Annotated in this window: 16 protein-coding genes; 11 read left to right on the forward strand and 5 right to left on the reverse strand. The window is 62.1% G+C overall.

What is annotated here, in order from left to right; genetic code table 11:
* Positions 1-14: 14 nt before the first annotated feature.
* From ACOJSI_RS15270 to ACOJSI_RS15305, 8 genes are all read left to right on the forward strand, one after another.
* Entirely contained in the window at positions 15-1,595 is a 1,581-nt protein-coding gene (locus tag ACOJSI_RS15270) for a carboxylesterase/lipase family protein (RefSeq protein WP_420139156.1), read from the forward strand.
* 87 nt (positions 1,596-1,682) lie between these two features.
* Positions 1,683-4,319: a glycoside hydrolase family 3 C-terminal domain-containing protein gene (locus tag ACOJSI_RS15275; protein WP_420139157.1), complete on the forward strand. Its 2,637-nt coding sequence runs from the start codon at positions 1,683-1,685 to the stop codon at positions 4,317-4,319.
* 118 nt (positions 4,320-4,437) lie between these two features.
* On the forward strand, positions 4,438-4,881 hold the full coding sequence (locus ACOJSI_RS15280; RefSeq protein WP_420139158.1) for an RrF2 family transcriptional regulator: 444 nt from the start codon (positions 4,438-4,440) through the stop codon (positions 4,879-4,881).
* 102 nt (positions 4,882-4,983) lie between these two features.
* On the forward strand, positions 4,984-6,000 hold the full coding sequence (locus ACOJSI_RS15285) for a sulfate ABC transporter substrate-binding protein (protein WP_420139159.1): 1,017 nt from the start codon (positions 4,984-4,986) through the stop codon (positions 5,998-6,000).
* Positions 6,001-6,037: 37 nt separating this feature from the next.
* Complete coding sequence (locus ACOJSI_RS15290; protein ID WP_420139160.1) at positions 6,038-7,522, forward strand: OprO/OprP family phosphate-selective porin; 1,485 nt, start codon at positions 6,038-6,040, stop codon at positions 7,520-7,522.
* Between the two features lie 82 nt (positions 7,523-7,604).
* Positions 7,605-8,393, forward strand: coding sequence for a sulfate ABC transporter permease subunit CysT (gene cysT, locus ACOJSI_RS15295; protein ID WP_420139161.1), 789 nt, complete (start codon positions 7,605-7,607; stop codon positions 8,391-8,393).
* Positions 8,390-9,235, forward strand: a complete 846-nt coding sequence (gene cysW / locus ACOJSI_RS15300; protein WP_420139162.1) for a sulfate ABC transporter permease subunit CysW — start codon at positions 8,390-8,392, stop codon at positions 9,233-9,235. The genes cysT and cysW overlap by 4 nt, the downstream gene beginning before the upstream one ends.
* The gene (locus ACOJSI_RS15305) at positions 9,236-9,952 is read left to right on the forward strand and encodes a sulfate/molybdate ABC transporter ATP-binding protein (protein WP_420139163.1); all 717 of its coding nucleotides are present in this window, start codon (positions 9,236-9,238) and stop codon (positions 9,950-9,952) included. It abuts the gene before it with no gap.
* Between the two features lie 23 nt (positions 9,953-9,975).
* Here ACOJSI_RS15305 and ACOJSI_RS15310 read toward each other — a convergent pair whose 3' ends face one another.
* The 4 genes from ACOJSI_RS15310 to ACOJSI_RS15325 all read right to left on the reverse strand — a co-directional run bounded on the left by ACOJSI_RS15310 (position 9,976) and on the right by ACOJSI_RS15325 (position 14,362).
* A complete protein-coding gene (locus ACOJSI_RS15310; RefSeq protein WP_420139164.1) occupies positions 9,976-11,754 on the reverse strand; it encodes a VanW family protein in 1,779 nt (592 codons plus the stop codon).
* Positions 11,755-11,888: 134 nt separating this feature from the next.
* Entirely contained in the window at positions 11,889-13,424 is a 1,536-nt protein-coding gene (locus ACOJSI_RS15315; protein WP_420139165.1) for a tryptophan halogenase family protein, read from the reverse strand.
* A 3-nt stretch (positions 13,425-13,427) separates the two neighbouring features.
* Positions 13,428-13,949 (reverse strand): PIN domain-containing protein, encoded by a 522-nt coding sequence (locus ACOJSI_RS15320; RefSeq protein WP_420139166.1) that lies wholly within the window; start codon positions 13,947-13,949, stop codon positions 13,428-13,430.
* Entirely contained in the window at positions 13,922-14,362 is a 441-nt protein-coding gene (locus ACOJSI_RS15325; protein WP_420139167.1) for a type II toxin-antitoxin system Phd/YefM family antitoxin, read from the reverse strand. Before ACOJSI_RS15325 ends, ACOJSI_RS15320 begins: the two co-directional genes overlap by 28 nt.
* Positions 14,363-14,387: 25 nt before the next feature.
* Between ACOJSI_RS15325 and ACOJSI_RS15330 the strand changes: the two genes are divergently transcribed.
* On the forward strand, positions 14,388-15,764 hold the full coding sequence (locus tag ACOJSI_RS15330) for a cation:proton antiporter (RefSeq protein ID WP_420139168.1): 1,377 nt from the start codon (positions 14,388-14,390) through the stop codon (positions 15,762-15,764).
* Positions 15,765-15,870: 106 nt separating this feature from the next.
* Positions 15,871-17,076 carry an alginate export family protein gene (locus tag ACOJSI_RS15335; protein ID WP_420139290.1) on the forward strand — a complete coding sequence of 402 codons (1,206 nt, stop codon included), beginning with the start codon at positions 15,871-15,873 and terminating at the stop codon, positions 17,074-17,076.
* A gap of 25 nt (positions 17,077-17,101) precedes the next feature.
* Here ACOJSI_RS15335 and ACOJSI_RS15340 read toward each other — a convergent pair whose 3' ends face one another.
* Positions 17,102-18,985, reverse strand: coding sequence for a M1 family metallopeptidase (locus ACOJSI_RS15340; protein WP_420139169.1), 1,884 nt, complete (start codon positions 18,983-18,985; stop codon positions 17,102-17,104).
* Positions 18,986-19,122: 137 nt separating this feature from the next.
* On the opposite strand from ACOJSI_RS15340, the gene ACOJSI_RS15345 reads away from it, so the two are divergent.
* On the forward strand, positions 19,123-20,745 hold the full coding sequence (locus tag ACOJSI_RS15345) for a DUF1800 domain-containing protein (RefSeq protein WP_420139170.1): 1,623 nt from the start codon (positions 19,123-19,125) through the stop codon (positions 20,743-20,745).
* The last annotated feature ends 14 nt before the right edge of the window (positions 20,746-20,759 follow it).

Genomic DNA, 20,759 nt, shown 5'->3' on the forward strand with positions numbered 1-20,759 from the left:
CAAGAGGAGACGGAATGCGCCTCGCGCGAATGACGGCTGCGGCCATGGTTCTGGCAATTGCGCCGGTGCACGCGGCCTCCGGTGGGCCGCTGGTAAAGACAGCAAGCGGTACGGTAGAGGGTGTCGCGGCGGCGTCCGGTTCATCGGTGCAGATATTCCGCGGGATCCCCTTCGCCCGTCCACCGATCGGGCAGAACCGCTGGCGTGAACCGCAGCCGGTGCAACGCTGGAGCGGCGTGCGCTCGGCCGACCAATTCGGCCCGCGCTGCATGCAGAAGCGCTTATGGGACGACATGTTCTTTCGTTCGCCTGCGGCCAGCGAGGATTGTCTATATCTGAATGTCTGGACGCCGGCGGACCTGCATGCCCGATCCGCCGCGAAGTTGCCCGTGCTGGTCTATATCTACGGCGGTGGGTTCCTCGCAGGCGATGCATCGGAGCCGCGCTATGATGGTGCAGCCATGGCGTCGCAGGGTATCGTCGTCGTCACGCTGAACTATCGGCTGGGCATCTTTGGCTTTCTTGCCCACCCGGAATTGACGGCGGAGTCCCGCCACCATGCATCCGGCAATTACGGTTTGATGGACCAGGCGGCGGCGCTTGCCTGGGTCAGGAAGAATATCGCCCGCTTTGGCGGCAATCCGCGCCGTATAACGATAGGTGGGGAATCCGCGGGATCCATGTCTGTCAGCGGGCTGGTCACCTCGCCTCTGAGCCGTGGCAGTATCGCCGGCGCAATCGGAGAAAGCGGTTCGCTGATGCTCTCTGCCAAGGTTCCGACCCGGGCTGAAGGCGAGGCTGAGGGTACGGCGTTCGCCGCTTCGCAAAACGCCCTCTCTCTGGCGGCTCTTCGCGCCGTTCCTGCCGAGACTTTGTTGGCGGCGCAAAGTGCGGACGGGCGGCGGTTCGGGCCAGTGATCGATGGCTATTTCCTACCGGAACAACCCGCCGTCACTTATGCCAGCGGCAAGGCTGCCAAGGTGCCGCTGTTGGTCGGATCGAACTCACAGGAAGCGGCAGCCAGCGGCGTCTTGAACGATGCTTTGCCGACGCTTGCCAATTATCGCGCCGCCCTGACGCGCCTCTATGCCGAGAAAGCCGACGCTGTCTTCGCCCTGTATCCCGCAACGCGCGATGCCGATGTGGTGCGTGTGGCCACCGATCTTGCGAGCGATCGATTTCTCGGCGCCGCCACCTGGCGCTGGTTCGACGCCCACCGTCGAACGGGCGCGCCGACCTTCTATTATTATTATCAGCATGTCCGCCCGCGTCCGACGGCCTACACGGCGACAGGGGCTGCGCCGTTCGGCGCCGTGCACAGTGCCGAGATCGAATATGCCTTGGGCAATCTGGATGCGAACCCAGCCTATGCCTGGACCGACGAAGATCGCCGGCTGTCGACCGTGATGACCGGCTACTTCGCCAATTTCATCAAGACCGCAAATCCAAATGGCGGCGGTCTGCCGGCTTGGGCGGCCGCCTCGATCGACGACAAGGTCATCCAGCGTCAGATCATCGATGTCGAGACGCGCGCAGCGCCGTTCCCGGGCCAGGCGCGGTACTTGGCGATGGAGACATTGGCGCCACCGCGCTGATTGACCTTCCCCCCAGGGATTCCCTGACGTAACAGCGCTGCAAGACGTCTCGCTTTATGATGGGGCGCATCAGCAGAGAGGATAGCCGTGATCAATCGACGTCTCGCCGGCCGCTTGGCTCTTTATGGTAGCGCTATCGCGATTACGCAGTCGGCGGGCGCGCAACTCTATAAGGATCCTACGGCACCCTTGGCGGCCCGTGTGTCCGATCTGGTCGGACGGATGACGCTGGAGGAGAAAGCGGCGCAGATGCAGAATACCGCGCCGGCTATCCCGCGCCTCGGTATTCCCGCCTATGATTATTGGAACGAGGCGCTTCACGGGGTTGCCCGCGCGGGCGAAGCCACCGTTTTTCCGCAAGCGATCGGTATGGCCGCGACCTGGGACGCCGATCTCATGCGCGAAGAGGGGCGAGTGGTCGCCACCGAGGGACGCGCCAAATATAACAAGGCGCAGGCGGAACGAAACTACGAACGCTATTTCGGGCTGACTTTCTGGTCGCCGAACATCAACATCTTTCGCGACCCGCGCTGGGGGCGCGGCCAGGAAACGCTGGGCGAAGATCCTTATCTGAGCGGCACGCTTGGCACCGAATTCATCAAAGGTGTCCAGGGCGACAATCCCAAATATTTCGAGGCGATCGCTACCCCCAAACATTTCGCCGTCCATTCGGGCCCAGAGCCGCTGCGCCATGGTTTCAACGTCGATCCAAGCCCGCGCGATCTTACCGAAACCTATTTGCCGCAGTTCCGAAGGGCGATCGTGGAAGGCCAAGCCTATTCACTGATGTGCGCCTATAATGCGGTCGACGGAAAGGCGGCGTGCGCGAACGGGACGCTGCTCGGCGATATCTTGCGCCGCGATTGGGGATTTCAGGGTTTCATCACGTCGGATTGCGGCGCGATCGACGACATCACCACTGGCCATCATAATACGAAGACCAACCCGGAGGGGGCTGCGCTGTCGGTGCGGATGGGAACGGATACTGGCTGCGACTTCAAGGATGAAATGCTGGATCTGCCCAAGGCGGTCCGGCAGGGCTATCTGAAGGAAGCGGACATGGACACGGCCGTGAAGCGCCTGTTCACCGCACGCATGCGGCTCGGCATGTTCGATCCGGTCGACATGGTGCCCTTCTCGCGGATCGGGATCGATCAGAATCATAGCAGCGCGCACAAGGCGGTCTCGCTTCGCGCCGCGCGGGAATCGATCGTTCTGCTCAAGAATGAGCAGATGCTGCCGCTGGCGCGCGGTACCAAAATCGCGGTCGTCGGGCCAACCGCGACCTCGCTCATTGGCCTGGAAGGCAATTATAACGGTACGCCGACTGAACCGATCCTGCCGCTCGACGGGGTCGAGGCAGCATTCGGGAAATCCAACGTCAGCTATGCGCAGGGCGCGCCGTTCACGGAACAGCTGGCCGTGCCGGTTCCGCGCACCGCCTTCCCGGGCGGCTTGCAGGCCAGCTTCTACAACGGCGCTGACTTTACCGGTCCCGTGGTTGCACGTCGGACAGACAAGCAGATCGACTTCAATTGGGCCTTGGTTGATCCTGCGCCGGGCGTCAGCCAGAAGGCGTTTTCGGTGCGCTGGACTGGCAAGATCGCCGTTCCTGCGCCCGGTGATTATGCGCTGCAGCTCGAAACGCGCGGCAATTGTGAGCGCGGCGCGGGCACGGGCAGCTACACGATCCGTGTCGCCGGTTCGCCCGACCTGAAGGTTAATTCCAAATGCGGCGGTCGCGAGCAGGCGCCGCAGCCGCTGATGGTGCATTTCACCGATACTATGCCGCGTGACTTCACCCTTGAATTTACCCACGCGTCGGGCGGCGCCGGCGACATCACCCTATCCTGGAAGGCGCCGCTGACAGCGCTTCGCGACGAGGCGGTCCGTAATGCGCAAGACGCCGATGTGGTGGTGGCCTTCGTCGGGCTGAACGCCTGGCTAGAGGGTGAGGAAATGCCGCTCAAGGTGCCGGGCTTCGATGGTGGCGATCGGACCAGCATCGCATTGCCGCAGGCGCAGCTCGCCTTGCTCGACGCGGTGGCCGCAACGGGCAAGCCGCTCATCGTCGTGATGCAGAGCGGTTCGGCGATCGCGTTGGGCGCCGATGATGCCAAGGCGCGCGCCATTCTGCAGGCGTGGTATCCGGGCGAGCAGGGGGGCCAGGCGATCGGCGAGGTTCTGCGTGGATCCGTTAATCCCAGCGGCCGCCTGCCGGTGACCTTCTACAAATCGACCGGGGATCTGCCGCCCTTCGTTGACTATTCAATGAAGAACCGGACGTATCGCTATTTCGACGGTCAGCCTGAATATGCGTTCGGTCACGGCCTCAGCTACACGACCTTCGCCTATTCGACGCCCACGATCGCGGCTGGCCGCGTCGTTGCGGGCAAGGAGCAGACAGTCAGCGTGCGGGTGCGGAACACCGGCAAGGTCGCGGGTGAGGAGGTTGCCCAGCTGTATCTGTCGACCCCCGGCATCAAGGATGCGCCGTTACGCTCGCTGAAGGGGTATCAGCGCGTGCGCCTCAATCCTGGCCAGACCAAGACGGTCACTTTCCGCCTCGCCCCCCGCGATATGGCGTTCGCCGATGCCAAGGGTGTGATGCGGATCGTGCCGACCACCTACAATCTGTGGGTCGGCGGCGGTCAGCCGGGCACAGGTGCGGCCGGCAGCATGGGCACATTCGCCATGGACGGCACTCTGGCGCTGCCGCGCTAGGGGGCGGCTCAAACCGTGAGGGGCGGGCCATAGCGGCACGGCCTGTCCCCACAAGCCAGCGCAATCCATTCGTCCTATCACAGTGGCGTTTGGCCGCTGCCGTCGCTATCTCCTTTCCATGCTTTCGCAAAAAGCCCGTTACGCGCTGCGTGCGCTCCTCCACCTCGTCGAACATGGCGCGTCCCGGACGATCCAGGTGGGAGAGATGGCGGAGACGCAGCAGATTCCGCGCAAATATCTCGAATTCATCATGGTCGATTTGAAGAAGGCTGGGCTGGTGACCAGCCGGCGTGGCCCTGGCGGTGGCTATGTGCTCGCGCGGCCCGCGTCGGAGATCAGCTTCGTCGAGGTCATTCGGGCGATCGATGGCCCGATTGCGCTGGTGCCGTGCGCGAGCGAGAATTTCTACGCGCGTTGCGGCGACTGCCATGATGAGGCGACCTGCGCGATCCGGCGCGTACTGGCGCAAGTGCGGGATAGCGCCGTCGCTATCCTGGAAAATACGTCGCTCGCGGATGCGGCACGGGTCGAATTGGCGGCTGAGGCGTTGTCTGCAGCCTGACGGTTTTGCGGGATCAAGAAAAGCTAGGCCGCGCCAGCCGTAACCCCAATTGTCGGGTAGGAATTAGTATAATAGCGTTCTCTCGAACATGAGGGAGTTTCTATGCACCGTCGGGCTTTGATCGTCGCGGCAGCAATGGCGATAAGCGCCTTCGCGCCGATCGCGGCCACGGCCGCGGCGCCTGTGGAATTGCTGAACGTCAGCTATGATCCGACGCGCGAACTGTATCGCGACGTGGATGCCGCATTCACGGCCCAGTGGAAAGCCAAGACGGGACAGGTCGTCACCATCAAGCAGAGCCACGGCGGCTCCGGTGCGCAGGCGCGGGCCGTGATCGACGGGCTCGCGGCGGATGTTGTGACGCTCGCACTTGCGGCAGACATCGACGCAATCGCCGACAAGGCAAAGGCGTTGCCGGCCAATTGGCAAGCCCGGCTGCCCGAAAATTCAACGCCTTATTACTCGACGATCGTTTTCCTCGTCCGCAAGGGCAATCCCAAGCAGATCCGGGATTGGAGCGATCTGATCAAGCCGGGTGTGAAAGTCATCACCCCCAATCCGAAGACATCCGGGGGCGCTCGGTGGAATTATCTGGCGGCGTGGGGCTATGCCCAGAGCAAGACCGGTTCCGTCGCCGGTGCACGGGACTATATGACCAAGCTTTTCCGCAACGTGCCCGTCCTCGATAGCGGCGCTCGTGGCGCCACGACAACCTTCGTCCAGCGCGGGCAGGGGGATGTCCTGCTGGCATGGGAGAATGAGGCCTATCTGGCTGCCAACCAACTCGGCAAAGGCAAGCTGGAGATCGTCTACCCGTCCGTTTCCGTATTGGCGGAGCCGCCGGTGACAGTGGTCGACAAGGTCGTCGACCGCAAGGGCACCCGCGCCGTGGCCGAAGCGTATTTGAAGTTCCTCTACACGGCACCCGCCCAGCAGTTGATCGCCAAGAACTTCTACCGTCCGCGCGACCCTGCTTTCGCCGCGCAGTATAAGGCGCGCTTCAAGAGCCTGCCCTTGTTCACCATCGATAAGAATTTCGGCGGATGGAAGCGGGTGCAGGCAGCGCATTTCAGCGACGGCGGCATGTTCGATCAGGTGTTTGCGGACGCCAAGCGCTAAAGTCGCGCGCCTTGGAGGAGCGGGAGGAGCCACGTTCATGATCCGCCGCCTCTTGTTGGTCCATGCGGCTGCGCTCACCGGCGCCACGCCCGGTGTCGCGGGGGGCGTGATCGAACCTCAGGCACAGGCTTCTGGTGCCGCCGCCGTGCTGCCCGGAAAGCAAACGGTGCCGCCCGCGCCCGCGGCGCATACGGGCGATGCTGTGCTCGATCGGCTCAACGAACTGGAAGCAAGGGTGAAGGCGCTGGAAGCGCGCAACCGCCAATTGGAAGCCGAGGCGCTTGCAACGCAGACGCGGGTCCAGAAGGTCGAGGTTGGCGCGGCGAAAGGCGTTCAGCCGGGCGTGGCGCCGACCTTCGGCGATCCGACCGACACGTTCAGTTTCCACCCGCGCGGCACAATCCAGCTTGAATATGCGGGCTATCGCTCCCGCGCCGGGGGCTATGATTATAATAATGGTACGGACGTGCGCCGTGGCCGCTTCGGCTTTGAGGGAACCGCCTGGAAGGTGTGGCGCTACCGGATCGAAGCGGAATTCGTCAGGAACAACGTCAATCTGCTGGACGCCTATGTTCAATATGCAGGGATCAAGAACGTCTTGCTGACGGTCGGCCAGCATAAGGCGCCCTTCAGCCTGGAAGCGAACAGCAGCGACACAAATGGCAGCTTTCTCGAACGCGGTATGATCATCAATGCGTTCAGCGCGGTGGGCGCGGAACGCCGGGTCGGCGTCAGCGCCGCTTATATCACGGAAAAGCTGACGGCGACCTTAGGCCTGTTCGGCGCGCCGGAAGGTGTGCAGCGCAATCCATCGACACCGGACGAGGCTTATAGCGTGAACGGGCGTGTTACGCTGGAGCCGATCCTGGAAAAGAGGCGGGTGGTGCATGTCGGCGCGGCCGCCTATCATGTCAGTCACCTCGCGGGGAAAAGCATCCTTCTGGGGGACCGGCCCGGAACACGCGTCGACGGCGGGCTGATTGAAGCCGTTACGCTGGGTCCGATCACCAGCGGTGACGCCGGCGATCGCACGCGCGGCGTCCGCGATGCCACGTATTGGGGAACCGAAGGCGCGATCGTGTACGGGCCGCTGTCCATCCAGGGCGAATATGGCCACCTGAACGTCGATCGTTATGACGTCGCGTCGGCCAATTTCGATGGCTTCTACGGTTTTGCGACCCTCTTCCTTACCGGGGAGAGCCGTGTATTCAGGGGCGGTATCGAGGAACGCGTAAAGCCGTTCAATGATTTCAATCTGGAAAATGGTGGCTGGGGGGCTTTGGAGCTGGCCGCGCGGTACGATCGAATGGATCTGACTGATCGGAACGTCTCTCCCTTATCGCATCTTGCGACATCATGGACGGGCGGCGTCAACTGGTATCTCAACCCCAATACACGGTTCGTCTTCAATTATATTCGGTTCAAAGGCTCAAATTCACCATTGGTGGTTGCCCCTGTGGCAACCTTCGGTACGACCGCCAAGGGTGACGCCTACGCCACCAGGTTGCAGTTTGATTTCTAGGATGACGATGGCGACAGCATCATTGCCACTGCCGCCGAAAGGGCGGCGAACGCGGACGAAATCCCCGCTCCCCGGACTTTCCTTGACGCTCGGCATCACTTTTGCCTGGCTGACGATCCTGCTTCTGCTGCCGCTGGTGGCGCTCTTCACGAAGTCGATCGCGCTCGGGCCGGAGCATTTTGTGGAAGCGGCTTTCTCGCGCCGCGCGCTTGCGTCCTACCAGCTCAGTTTCGGCGCGGCCCTCGCGGCTGCCGCCGTAAACGCCATCTTCGGCTTGCTGGTGGCGTGGGTTCTCGTCCGCTACCGGTTCCCCGGACGGCGGCTGCTCAGCGCGCTTGTCGATCTGCCCTTCGCGCTTCCCACGGCGGTCGCCGGTATCGCGCTTACGGCGGTCTATGCCAACAACGGCTGGGTGGGTAAGCCGGCCTCTCTGTTCGGGTTGACCCTTGCCTATAATCCGGTCGGCGTCGTGATCGCCCTGACGTTCATCGGCTTGCCATTCGTGGTGCGGACGATCGAGCCGGTGCTGGCGGATCTGGGCAAGGGGATTGAGGAAGCTGCGGCGACGCTGGGCGCCGGCCGCTGGACGATCTTTCGGCGTGTCATCCTGCCCGAGATCCTGCCAGCGCTGATCACCGGTTTCAGCCTCGCTTTCGCGCGCGGCGTCGGGGAATATGGTTCGGTGATCTTCATTGCCGGCAACATGCCGTTCAAATCCGAGATCGCGCCGCTGCTGATCGTCACGAAGCTGGAAGAATATGATTATGCCGGTGCCACGGCAATTGCCACGGTGCTGCTGCTGGCAAGCCTGGTGCTGCTGCTGGCGATCAACGCCTATCAAGGGCGCGAATTGCGGAGGCGTTCGGCGTGAGCGCGAAGTTGAAAGCGACCACCGAAGGTGTCGTCACGCGCACGCTGCTAATCCTGGCTGCGTTCGCATATATCGCCCTGATCCTGCTGCTTCCGCTGGCGTCCGTTTTCAGCGAAGCGTTCCGCCATGGCTTGAGTGCGTTCAAGACCGCGATCACAGATCCCGACGCGTTGTCCGCGATCAAGCTTACGCTGACGGTCGCGGCAATATCGGTGCCCGTCAACATGGTTGGCGGCGTGGCGGCCGCATGGGCGATCACGAAGCATGATTTTCGCGGCAAGGATCTGCTGATCAGCTTGATCGACGTGCCTTTCTCCATTTCGCCAGTCGTTGCCGGCCTCATGTATCTGCTTCTTTTCGGCGCGCAGGGCTGGTTCGGTCCCTGGCTGTTGGCGCACGATATTCAAATTGCGTTCGCTAAACCTGGGATCGTGCTTGCGACGCTGATCGTCACGCTGCCGTTTGTGGCGCGGGAACTTATCCCGATGATGCAGGCGCAGGGCCGCGAGGAGGAAGAGGCGGCGCTGACGCTCGGCGCATCCGGCTGGCGTATCTTCCTGTGGGTGACGTTGCCGAATATCAGGTGGGGCCTGCTCTACGGCGTATTGCTGACCAATGCGCGGGCGATGGGGGAATTCGGCGCGGTATCGGTCATCTCCGGCCACATCCGGGGCGAGACCAACACGATGCCGCTGCAAGTCGAAGTTCTCTACAACGAATATAATTTCGCTGCGGCTTTCGCTGTCGCATCGCTACTCGCGGGCCTGGCGCTCGTGACGTTGGCGGTGAAAACCTTCCTCGAATGGCGCCACAGCGATCAGCTTGCCGCCTCGGGACATTAAATGACCATTACCGTCAGCAATATCGTCAAGGGCTTCGGCAATTATCCGGCGTTGAAGCGCGTTTCGCTCGACATCGAGGATGGCGCTTTCGTCGCGCTGCTGGGCCCCTCCGGATCGGGTAAGACCACGCTGCTGCGGATCATCGCTGGGTTGGAGAGTGCAGAGAGCGGGCACATCCTGTTCGGCGGCAACGACGTTACCGACGTCGCACCGCAGGATCGCGGGATCGGCTTCGTCTTTCAGAATTATGCGCTGTTCCGGCACATGACGGTGGCTCGCAATATCGCTTTCGGCCTGGAAGTGATGAAGCGTGCGCAGCGCCCCCAAAAATCGGTGATCAAGGCGCGGGTGGATGAACTGCTGGAGCTGGTTCAATTGCCTGGCTACGGCGATCGTTATCCGGCGCAATTGTCCGGCGGCCAGCGCCAGCGGGTCGCGCTTGCCCGTGCGCTCGCGCGCGAACCCAGCATATTGCTGTTGGATGAGCCCTTCGGAGCCTTGGATGCAAAGGTCCGCCGAGAGCTGCGCGAGGCTTTACGGGAGATCCATGATCGCGTCGGTTTGACCTCCATCTTCGTCACGCATGATTATGAAGAGGCCTTTGCACTGGCGGATAAGGTCGCGATCCTCGGGCAGGGGCAGATCGAGCAGTTCGACGCGCCGGACGTCATTAGAAGCAGTCCTGCTTCCGATTACGTACGCGAATTTCTTTCCTGATCGGCTCAGCCCGGCGAACCTGCTTAGGCGTTGGCAGCAATTATGACGGATCGGCCCGACGTCTCGGCCGGGTTATTGATGAGCGCTTCCAAGGCGATGCGCAGGGCGGCGGCATCATAGGTCGGGACGGTCGTGAGCAGCGGATGTGCCGGCAACCCGCAGGCCGGCGTCGCAATTGCGGGGATGTTCGCAGCCAAGGCGCGCAAGAGAAGGGCAGGATGATGCTCTATGAGCGCTGGTAGCACCACACCGGCCAGTTCCTGGGGCTGCTCGCCGATGGCCATGCGCCGAACATTAGCGACACCCACCCAGAAATCGGGCGCCTCCTCGGCACCCGCGGGCAACAGCAATGTCATATCGAGGCCGCTTATCGCGTCTCTCAGGGCATAAATTCCCTTACGGGCAACGGGAGCACCCGCCAGCAGGATGGTCGGCCCGGCCTGCCGAGCAGGGTAGGGCGCTCCCGGCCGCCAATCCACAAGAAGCACGCGGCCATTGGGAAAATGCGCGGCGATGGATCGATGCGGCGTGATCAGACGGTTGGCCGCTGCCAAGGCCTCGCTTTCCGCTCGGGCGATCGCGTCCGGAGCTCGGAAGTCACCGAGCGTTGAGCTTTCCGGATAATGCGCTCGCGCCTCATTCAACATTTTGTGCAGCCATTCGATGGGCCAACGGTCCAGCAGCACGTCGAAGGTCCGACCCTGCAGGACGCCCTTCTGCCACAGATGCGGCAACAGGTTCTGAGCGACAACGAGATGCTCGTAACGATGCGACAGCGTATGGGCATAGGCGGCGGCGAGCCGTGCGTCCGCCGCCAATAGGATCGCCGCGCGCGGCCGGCGGACAGGGGCCAAGCGAAGATCCAGCGCGCGCCGAAGCGTTGCTATCGCCGCGCCGCGCTCCTCGCCAAATGCGGGCCAACCCCGCGCGCTCTTCGCGAAGCGTCGGCTCGGCCGAAGCAATAGGTCGTGAGCTTTCGCTTCTTTTTGAGCATAGTGGCTGAACTCTGATGTCGCCCGGTCGACGAGCCAGGCGGTGGGGAGGAAGGATGCCGGCCGGTCGGGCGTGTGGCGATGGCAGGTCAGCTGGCCGCAGCTCAGGCAGTCATGTGGTCTTGCGTAAGCGATGGCGGGCGGTTCGGCCTCGCTCGGCGAGGCGGGCGTACCCCTGAAAGCAATCTCCAGCATGTCGGCGGTCATGCGCGCCTCAATGCGAAAGCGTGTTCGCGCGCGCAGACGCAAGTCGATATAATTCCAGAATACCGTCGCGTCCCGCCCCGCTTCCGCGCGGGAACCGGGCACGGCGCGGGTATGAGGGTGCCGCTCTACCACCATGACCCCAGCGTCCAGTGCGGCCTCGTACAGGGCGTTCGAGAGCTGGCACAGCCCACCGCCGATGGCGGCGATCATGCACCCTTCGCGCAACTCTCGTCCGGCGACGAAGCCACGACGGCGTACCGGTTTGCCGACCTGCCGCCAGAAGCTGAAGACCGTTTGAGCGGGAACTTCGACACCGTCGATCTGGCGGATCGCGGTACGCAGATTGTGCACCTTCCCCGCGTTGAGCAGGCGATCAAGCTCGCCGCCGTCGGTGGTGCGCAAGGGCGAGCGGATTGAGGCTATGATCGGGGCGTCGATCAGCGAGGTGCCTCGACGAAGCCGGGGAGGGGCGTTCGGCAGAAGGTCGATCAGCGCACGCCGTCGTCGCAATAGCCAAGCCTTCGCCGCGAAGATCGCCGCCTCGGCGCGTGTAGGGACCCGCCGCTCCGGGGGGATAGCAATGCTGGCCAACCGATGCGCCACCGCTTTTCCTCCTGGATCCGCACCATAGCGGATTTATTCTGGATCGGAACAGCGGCATGATCGAGAAGGGCGATCAGCAAAGTGCTGGCCACGAAGTCGGCAGCTGCCAAGCCATTGGCAGAAGGTAACGACCGCTAAGCTGATGCGGCGATCTGCTCTATCAATGCGCGATGTGTTGGCAGCTCTGCAGTCGCTCGCTCGCCGAACAATTGTATCTTCTGGAATAGCTTTTCGGCCGCCCGGGCATTGGGAAAATCTGCCCGTCCTGACGACAGATCGGTTCTGAAATCCATGCCATAGAGGATATATTGGTAATTGAAGAAGGCGAAGCTCTCCAGGTCCAGGATGAAGTCGTAACGATTGGGCGGGCGGTAGCGCCATTGCTCCAGCAATTCTTGCAAGCGCTCCGGAATTGAGGTCGGCGCGACGTTGTCGCGCCAAAAGGCTTCTTCTCGTCTGCTCAGGCAATAATGAAGCTTGAGGAAGGTGATGATGTTGTCGAAACGCGCGGTCATAAGCGTGTTGAAGCGCTTTGCCGGCGCGTCGATCGGGCCGTTATGTGGGAACAGCTCGGCAATCATGCTGACCGCCGCTTCGATCAGGACCACGCCCGTCGATTCCAGCGGCTCTAGGAAACCGGCCGACAGCCCGACGGCAACACAATTCTTGATCCATTGCTGCTCGCGATAGCCGGGCTCGAAGGTGATCAGACGTGGAGACACTGCATCGGCCCGGGCGCCGACATAGCGCGCAAGGACCTGTTCGGCCGCGGCATCGTCCATATGTGCGCTGGAATAGACCGTACCAATACCGCGTGCGCCGGCGAGCCCGATATCCCACGTCCAGCCGGCTTGATGCGCAGTCGCGACCGTGACGCTCTCCAATGGTCCGTCCGCCTTGGGATAGGGCAGCTTGCAGGCCAATGCGCGATCCGTGAACAGATAGCGCTTGGCGGACTTGAAGGGTGAACCCAAGGCGCCGCCGATCAGCTCGGCCCGGAACCCGGAGCAGTCGATGAAAAGATCTGCCGACAAGCCGCCATGTTCCACCGTCGTCACCGTGTCGATCGCGCCGTCCTGCCGCAAGCGGATGTCGGTCACGCGCCCGTTGAGGTGCTGTACGCCAAGCTCGCTGGCCCGCTTCGCCAGCATCGCTCCCAGCTTGCTGGCGTCGAAATGGTAGGCGTAGTTCAATGGCCCGGTGAACGCACCTTCCTCCGGCCGCTTAGGACCGCGCCTTGCATCCGCCACCTGGTTCTGGATCGTCACCGCTTCCGCGAACGGCCGGCGATGCCGCTCATCCTGCAACAGCCAATAAGGGACGAGGCTCGCATCCTCGGTGTAGAACGGTGCCTCGAAGGGATGGAAATAGTGGCTGCTCTCACTATCGGACGGCGTACGCAGCCAATCCACAAAGCGGATGCCCTGTTTGAACGTGGCTGCCGTTTCGCGGATGAAGAGGCTTTCATCGATGCCTAGGAATTGCAGCGTCGTTCGCATCGTCGGGAAGGCGCCTTCGCCGACCCCGATGGTGCCAATATCCGGCGAGTCTAGCACTGTGATTTCCAGCGCAGGATTTCGTGCAAGATCCAGGAACTTGGCGAGATACGCCGCGGTGAGCCAGCCGGCCGTGCCGCCACCGACGATGAGGATTGAACGTTTGTGATCCACGGTTCAGGCCCTCACGAACAGGTTTTTGAGCCATACCGGCCCGCTGCGCGCCGCCTGGCGCCAGTCGCCGTCATCGGTATCGTCCGGCGTATAGCCCCAGGGGTTGAACAGCTTGACGCGCCCCGCTTTGAAAGCGGCGGTGTGCCGCGTGACGAGCGTCAGGCCATGTTCGATCGCGGTTGCAGCGAGCAGTGCGTCGCGGGCGTCTGCATAGGGAAGGCGTGCTCTGCGGCGCACTACGGCGGCATCGATAGCCAGGATGCGCCCTTCAAAGGCGGTCGTGACCGGGCCTTCGATCCAGTCCCGCAGCGCGGCGCCGCCTAGTTTGTCCTTCCGCTCCACCTGCGCCGCGCCATTTCCCAGTTCCAGCAAGGTAAGGGCCGATAGAAAAAGGTGATGGCGGGACACGCCGGCTGCCCAGGCCGAAAGACCCGGATCCGCGCGCCCCGCCTTGGCCCTGCGCAATTCCAGCACAACTTCGCTGTTCAACAGATACATCAGCCGAGCGTCGCCCGACGATCCCATGGCGCCGATTGACCGCCGTCGATGTCAATCTCCCGTGGCTCGGGCATGGCCAGCAGATCGACGATGGTTTCCGTCTGGCCGGTGAGATGACGAAAATTCTCGATGCTCATCAACACATGCGTGGGCCGTCCGCGATCGGTGATGAAGACGGGTTCGATTCGGGCGGCACGTTTGGCGTGGCTGACATCCTGGTTGAAATCGCGGCTGCTAACCACTTTCATGGCGTCTTCCTTCTCTTGGCAGCCAGCAATTATCTCGATCGGATGTAGGCACATTACTACATTGTAGCTGCCCCGCAACAGAATCCGCGACATGGCGGCCAATCGTCGGCGGAACGTCGCTTTAGCATTGCGACGGGTGGGCCGTTCGGCTCCGGTGGCTTGGCCGCACATCAAGATGCGCAGGTAGATCAAGTACGATCCGGGGAGGATTTCATCGATGACTGAGGGGATGTGGGATAGCTTCGTCGCGGCGGTGAGCGGGATGTTGTCGGCGCACGGCCCGGCCGTTCCGGCCGCAGTGAAAAGTTATGCGCCCGGCGACTTCAGCGTCCACTTCTTCCTTCAACTGGCGGTGATCATCCTGGCATGCCGGGTTGTTGGCTGGCTGGGGCAAAAACTTCTCGCTCAGCCGCAGGTCGTGGGGGAGATGATCGCGGGTGTCGTCCTCGGGCCGTCCTTGATCGGGCTGATATGGCCGGACCTGCAAGCAGCGATATTTCCCAAGGAAACAAAGAACGTTCTCTACGCTGGCGCGCAACTCGGCGTCGCGCTGTACATGTTCATGGTCGGCCTGAAGCTGCGTCTGGATCACTTTCAGACCAAGGCGCGTAGTGCGGCGGCCGTTTCGGCCTCCGGCGTTATCGCACCTTTCCTCATCGCGGCGATCATCACACCCTTCCTGCTGAAAGTGCCTGGCCTGTTCGCCGACGGTATCAGTCAGGCCAACGCGACGCTGTTCATGGGCGCATGCATCGCCTTGACAGCATTTCCGATGCTGGCGCGCATCATCAACGAACGCGGCCTGGCGGACAGCGGGCTTGGCACGCTGTCGTTGACGGCTGGTGCGTTCGACGACGCGGCCTCCTGGTGCGTCCTGGCGATCGTGCTGGCGACGTTCGGGGCAGGTTCGGGCGTTGCGGTACTCGCGATTGGGGGAGGTGTCCTGTATGTCGGCTTTCTGGCCCTGTTCGGGCGCCGGCTGCTGGCGCCGCTGGGACGGATGGTCGAACGGGACGGCGAAATGACAGTCTCGGTCCTCGCCATCACATTGTTCCTGTTCTGCGCTTCCGCCTTTTTCATGGATGCTATCGGCATCCACGGCATCTTCGGCGGTTTCATTCTGGGCGTTTTCATGCCGCGCGGCCTGTTTGTGCAGGAAATGGAAAAGAAGGTGGAGCCGATCGCGGTCGTGCTGCTGCTGCCGATGTTCTTCACCTATTCCGGTCTCAATACGCGCATGGATATGGTGAATTCGCCGGGGCTCCTGCTGATCGCGGTGGGTATTCTGGTCGCATCGATCCTTGCCAAATTCGGTGCCTGCTATGCGGCGGCCCGGGTGATGGGTGAGGATAATCGCACCGCGCTGGGGATCGGCGCGCTGATGAACTCGCGCGGCCTGATGGAACTGATCATCATCAATATCGGGCTGCAGAAGGGCATTATCGGCCCGACCTTGTTCTCGATGCTGGTGCTGATGGCGATCGTCACGACCATGATGGCGAGCCCGCTATTCGAATTCGTCTATGGTCGTCAGGCGCGTGCACGGGGCGAGTTGGGCTCCGTGCCGGGACGGCTGGCTGCACGAAATGCCTGATTTTGGCTGGAATCTGCGGTCATTTCCCCTAGGACCCTCTTGAACCGGCCATCAAAGCGTCCTCGCCAATGGCTTGAGGGTGTGGGGTCTCTCTCGAGAAAGAATGATGAAACCACTCGCCTTGATTTCCGGCGCGCTGATGGCCAGCGCCGCCTCGTCCCAGGAACTTGCCGTCCAGCCACTGCTGGACGCACGCCTTCGGTTCGAGAATGTTGATCAGGAAGACTTCGGCCGCGAGGCGAATGCCCTTACCTTGCGCGTGCGGCCCGGTGTGCAGGTGTCGCGTGACCGCTGGTCGGCGCTGATCGAAGGAGAGGCGACTGCCGTGTTCGCGCATGGCTATAACGACGGAACGAATGGCAAGACGCGATATCCCAGCATCTACGATCCGCCCAATACTGAGATCAATCGTGCGCTGATCCGCTATGCGGGCAATAACGGTTTCGCCGTTACGGCCGGCCGGCAGGCGCTGGAACTTGCCGATCAGCGTTTCGTCGGCTCGGCCAACTTCCGTCAAAACCAGCAAACCTTCGATGCCGTCCGGCTGCAATGGGGGCAGGGGAACGGCTTCAGTGCCGACCTGACATATGCCTGGAGCGATCGCACCATTAACGGTCGACGCGGTACAGGTGCGCGCCAGCAGGCGGTCAGCGGCGACAATGTCTTCGCGCTTCTCAATTATGGTACCAAGATCGGTACGCTGACGGGCTTCGCCTCTCTGATCGATCAGGATGAGGCAGCCGTGCAGGGATTCCGACTGTCCAGCCAGACCTATGGCGTGCGCTTCGCAGGCAGCACGCCGCTCAACAAAGACGTCAAGCTGGGCTATGTCGCGAGTTGGGCGCGGCAGAGCGACTATCACCGCAATCCCAACGATTATTCGGCCAATTACTGGCTGCTCGAAGGCGCCATTACTGTCAGCGCACTCACCGGCAAGGTGGGCCTGGAGGTGCTTGGTGCGGACAAGGGCGTAGCGCTTACCAGCGTACAGACGCCTATCGGATCGGTTTTCGGTTTTCAGGGCTGGGCCGACAAGCTCACGACGACACCGCCGGACGGCGTCCGCGACCGCTATGGCTCCCTTGCTTATGCCTGGAAGAATGTCGGGTTCGCCGACGCGATCAGCCTGACTGCCGCATATCACCGCTTCACCAGCGATCGGCAGCACCAGCATTACGGCAATGAATGGGATCTTCTGGCAAGCGCCAAGCAAGGCCGTACAACGCTGTCAGTGCGTTACGCCCGCTATGAGGCAGACCGGTTTTCCACCGACACGGACAAGCTTTGGCTGCAGGCTGACTGGACCTTCTAAGGTCTACCTGCAGCCAATCGGACGGTTAGCTACCCGCCTTCTCGCCCAGCAGCTTGTCGAGCGTCGTAACGACGGTTGGGTGATAATTCGCCCGTGCATTGGCATAGATGCGGCGTGCGATCGTGCGTCCCCAGTCGCCTTGGTCGGCTAGCGCGCGGTAAACCGGGAAGATCAACAGACCCCGGCCCACCCGCGGCAGGAATTCGGTCATGGAGGCCACGGCCGGCTCATAGCGGTTCTGCGCCGCAAGCACGAGCCAGGCCGATCGGACATAAGGATTGTTGGATGAGGACAGGTGCAGATCCCGATCGAATTCCGCAAGGCGCGCCAGCGTCTGCTTGCGCGGTAGCCCGTTAAGGAAACGCAGCCACTCTTGGGTGGACCAACGGGATGTGTCGACCGATGCGGCCGCCGCGCCGGCATTTACACGCTCCAACGTTTCGTCGATCTTGGACAGCGTCGCCGAACGGATGTGGATCGCGTTGGCCGGCAAGCCGGAGCGATAGGCCCATTTGTCGAGATCCAGCCGCGCTTCCAGATCCTTGTCGCCCTTGATCAGATTGGCGCGTAGATCGGCGAGGAAGCCGGCCGTGGTCTGGGGTTGGAAGGCGTGGCGGTCGAAATAGGAGGACAGATACGCGTCCCACCGCGGCCGACCGACGGCAACCTCAATGGTCCGCAGAAAGGTCGCTCCCTTGTTATAGTCGAGTTCGCCGTAGGTGCCCTCGGGATCGCCGTGCAGGCGGGTCTGGTCCGGCTTTGCTTCCTTCAGATCGCGCTGAAGATTGTCCCATGACAGATCAGCCAAAGTCGCACCCCGCGCTTGCCCATAGACGGCCTCATCGATGCGGTTTTCGAAATAGGTGGTGAAGCCTTCGTTCAGCCAGATGTCCGACCAGGTCGCGTTGGTGACGAGATTGCCTGACCAACTGTGCGCAAGTTCATGGGCGATGACGTCGACATTGGATTTGTCGCCCGTGATGATGGTGGGGGTCGCAAAGGTCAGCGTCGGATTTTCCATCCCGCCGTAAGGGAAGGACGGCGGCAGCACGAGGATGTCGTACCGGCCCCACCGATAGGGCCCGTACAATTTCTCCGCCGTGTCCACCATCTTCTCGGTGTCGCTCAATTCACGCGCGGCCCGTTCCAGCATCGATGGTTCGGTATAGACGCCCGTGCGCGGGCCGAGCGGCCGGAAGGCGAGATCGCCCACCGCCAGCGCGATCAGATAGGGCGGCACATTATGATCCATGCGGAAGCGATAACTGTGGCGGCCGCGTCCCGCGGGGACGCCCTTGGGCGTCAGCCGCTCGCCGCTCATCACCGCTACCAGGTCTGACGGAACCGTGATCTTTGCCGTCCAGCTCTGGCGGATGCCTGGGCTGTCCTGCGTCGGGATCCAGCTGCGATTGTTGATCGATTGGCCCTGGGTGTAGAGGTACGGCTTCTTCTTGCCCGCGGTGAGCGCTGGTGCCAGCCAACCCAGCGCGCTGGCATCCGGGCCGGAACGATAAGTGACAATGATCCGCCGCGCCTGGCCGATCTCAACGGTCAGCGGGGCACCCTTATAGTCGTCATGGGCACCCACCGTGTAGGAAAGCGCGCGTCCCGCACTGTCGGTTATCTTGCTGATGACGAGCCGGTTGTCGTCGAGGACGATCTCCTGCGCTTCCGGCGCCGCGAGAATATCGAGCGCGGCCGTGCCGCCGATCGTCTTCGTGCGGAAATCGACCGTCAGGTTAAGGTCTACGTGGGTGACCCGTGCGATCTGCGGCTGCGCATAGGATAAGGTGTCGCGGGCATCCGGCGTGGTAAGAATCGGAGAAGGCGCATCTGGACGTGCCAGGGCAGGGCTCAGGGCCAGGAACGTCGTGATAAAAGCTGTGGCCGGAACGACAAAGAAACGCATCAACAAACTTTCGGTGAAATGAGGCTGCCTTGTGGCGGCGCCAAGCCGACCCTGCAAGCACTACCAAGTCGTGCGCGTGCAGGACAGGCAGGGTTAAGATTTATAGCGGTATCGGGCAGGTCCGAAGGACAGTTGGCATGGGCAAAAATCCAGCTTTGGGTGTCACTTTGGCGATCGGCCTGGCTACATTTGTGGCTACGCCAGTCACTGCGGAAAGCAGGAAGCCGAATGGATTCGCATGGGCGAACCGCCTCACTTGGGGCGTTTCTTCGCAGCCGATTGCTGGTCCGCAGCCGGGAACCGCGGCGTGGTTAAATGCGCAGCTTTCGCCGCATCCTGACGATAGGCTGCCTCCCGCCATGGCGGCTCAGATCGCATCGATGGAGATCAGCCAAAAATCCGTCGCCGAGTTGCTGGTGGAGCAGGATGCGGCACAGCGCGCCGCAAACAAGCTCGCTGATCCCACGCAGAGGGACGCTGCGCGCGCGATCAATAACCAGCACGTCAACGATCTGATGACAGACGCTGCGACGCGGTCTTTGCTGCGCGACGTCTCTGCTCCCGATCAATTGCGCGAACAGCTTACTTGGTTCTGGTTCAACCATTTCAACGTGTCGTCCGGTAAGGCAGATATACGGATTACCGTCGGGGATTACGAAGACACGATCCGGTCTCACGCTCTTGGCAGATTTCGGGATCTGCTAGAGGTGACGTTGAAGCATCCGGCGATGCTGCGTTACCTCGATAACGATCAGAATGCCGCAAAACATATTAACGAGAATTATGCGCGCGAAATCATGGAGCTACACTCGATGGGTGTGGGATCCGGATATACGCAAGGAGATGTACAGGAGCTGGCGCGGATACTCACAGGCGTCGGCGTCAATATCAAAAGCGATCCTCCTAAGCTGAAGGACGATCACAAAGCGCTCTACGTTCGCGAAGGCGTGTTCGAGTTCAATCCGGATCGCCATGATTTCGGCGAAAAGAAGTTCCTGAACCACGCGATCAAAGGCGCCGGTTTCGCCGAAGTCGAAGAGGCGCTGGACCTGATCGCCGCATCTCCGGCAACGGCGCACCACGTGTCGAAGCAATTGGCGGCCTATTTCATGGGCGGCGATCCGCCTGCAGAGGTCGTCGATCGCATGGCAGCCGCCTGGAAGCGTAGCGATGGCGATATTCCAACCGTGCTGCGCGCCTTGATACGCACATCGGCTTTCAAGCAGTCTTTGCAAACGGCGATGAAGGATCCGGTCCATTTCACCGTATCGGCATTGCGCCTGATGTACGGGGATCAGCCCACGATCGTGAACATGCGGCCCGCCATAAGCTGGCTGAACCGCATGGGCGAAGGTCTCTACGCGCATGACACGCCCGACGGATATCCGATGGATAATGCCGCATGGATTGGGCCGGGCCAGATGGCTGCCCGTTTCGAGGTGGCAAGGCAGATCGGTTCCGGGGGCGGGGGGCTGTTCGTCGTCGCCCCGCCACCGCCTGTGCCCACCGTCGTCAGCGCGGTGCTGCCGGGGACCGGTGCAGTGCCGTTCGTCTTGAATCTGCGGCCTATTTCCGCGCTTGTAACCCGGCCGGCCCCCGCAAGCGCCACGCCGCCGCTTCCCCGGCTGCAAAACTCCGCATTGTACGATACGATCGGACCCGATCTCGCCGGTCCGACCAAGGCCGTGTTGGCGCAGGCGAAGGCGCCCGCCCAGTGGAACGCTTTGTTTCTGTCGTCGCCCGAATTCATGCGCCGCTGATACTAACGGAGAAC

Origin of the sequence: Sphingomonas sp. (assembly GCF_048595155.1) — a bacterium.
Lineage (GTDB): Bacteria > Pseudomonadota > Alphaproteobacteria > Sphingomonadales > Sphingomonadaceae > Sphingomonas_I.

What these genes read in the sequence shown, in the direction of transcription:
- ACOJSI_RS15270 (WP_420139156.1), top strand. Translation starts at nt 15, where the DNA reads ATGCGCCTCGCGCGAATGACGGCTGCGGCCATGGTTCTGGCAATTGCG.
- ACOJSI_RS15280 (WP_420139158.1), top strand. Translation starts at nt 4,438, where the DNA reads ATGCTTTCGCAAAAAGCCCGTTACGCGCTGCGTGCGCTCCTCCACCTC.
- ACOJSI_RS15285 (WP_420139159.1), top strand. Translation starts at nt 4,984, where the DNA reads ATGCACCGTCGGGCTTTGATCGTCGCGGCAGCAATGGCGATAAGCGCC.
- ACOJSI_RS15290 (WP_420139160.1), top strand. Translation starts at nt 6,038, where the DNA reads ATGATCCGCCGCCTCTTGTTGGTCCATGCGGCTGCGCTCACCGGCGCC.
- ACOJSI_RS15305 (WP_420139163.1), top strand. Translation starts at nt 9,236, where the DNA reads ATGACCATTACCGTCAGCAATATCGTCAAGGGCTTCGGCAATTATCCG.
- ACOJSI_RS15320 (WP_420139166.1), bottom strand. Translation starts at nt 13,949, where the DNA reads ATGGGATCGTCGGGCGACGCTCGGCTGATGTATCTGTTGAACAGCGAA.
- ACOJSI_RS15330 (WP_420139168.1), top strand. Translation starts at nt 14,388, where the DNA reads ATGACTGAGGGGATGTGGGATAGCTTCGTCGCGGCGGTGAGCGGGATG.
- ACOJSI_RS15335 (WP_420139290.1), top strand. Translation starts at nt 15,871, where the DNA reads ATGAAACCACTCGCCTTGATTTCCGGCGCGCTGATGGCCAGCGCCGCC.
- ACOJSI_RS15340 (WP_420139169.1), bottom strand. Translation starts at nt 18,985, where the DNA reads ATGCGTTTCTTTGTCGTTCCGGCCACAGCTTTTATCACGACGTTCCTG.
- ACOJSI_RS15345 (WP_420139170.1), top strand. Translation starts at nt 19,123, where the DNA reads ATGGGCAAAAATCCAGCTTTGGGTGTCACTTTGGCGATCGGCCTGGCT.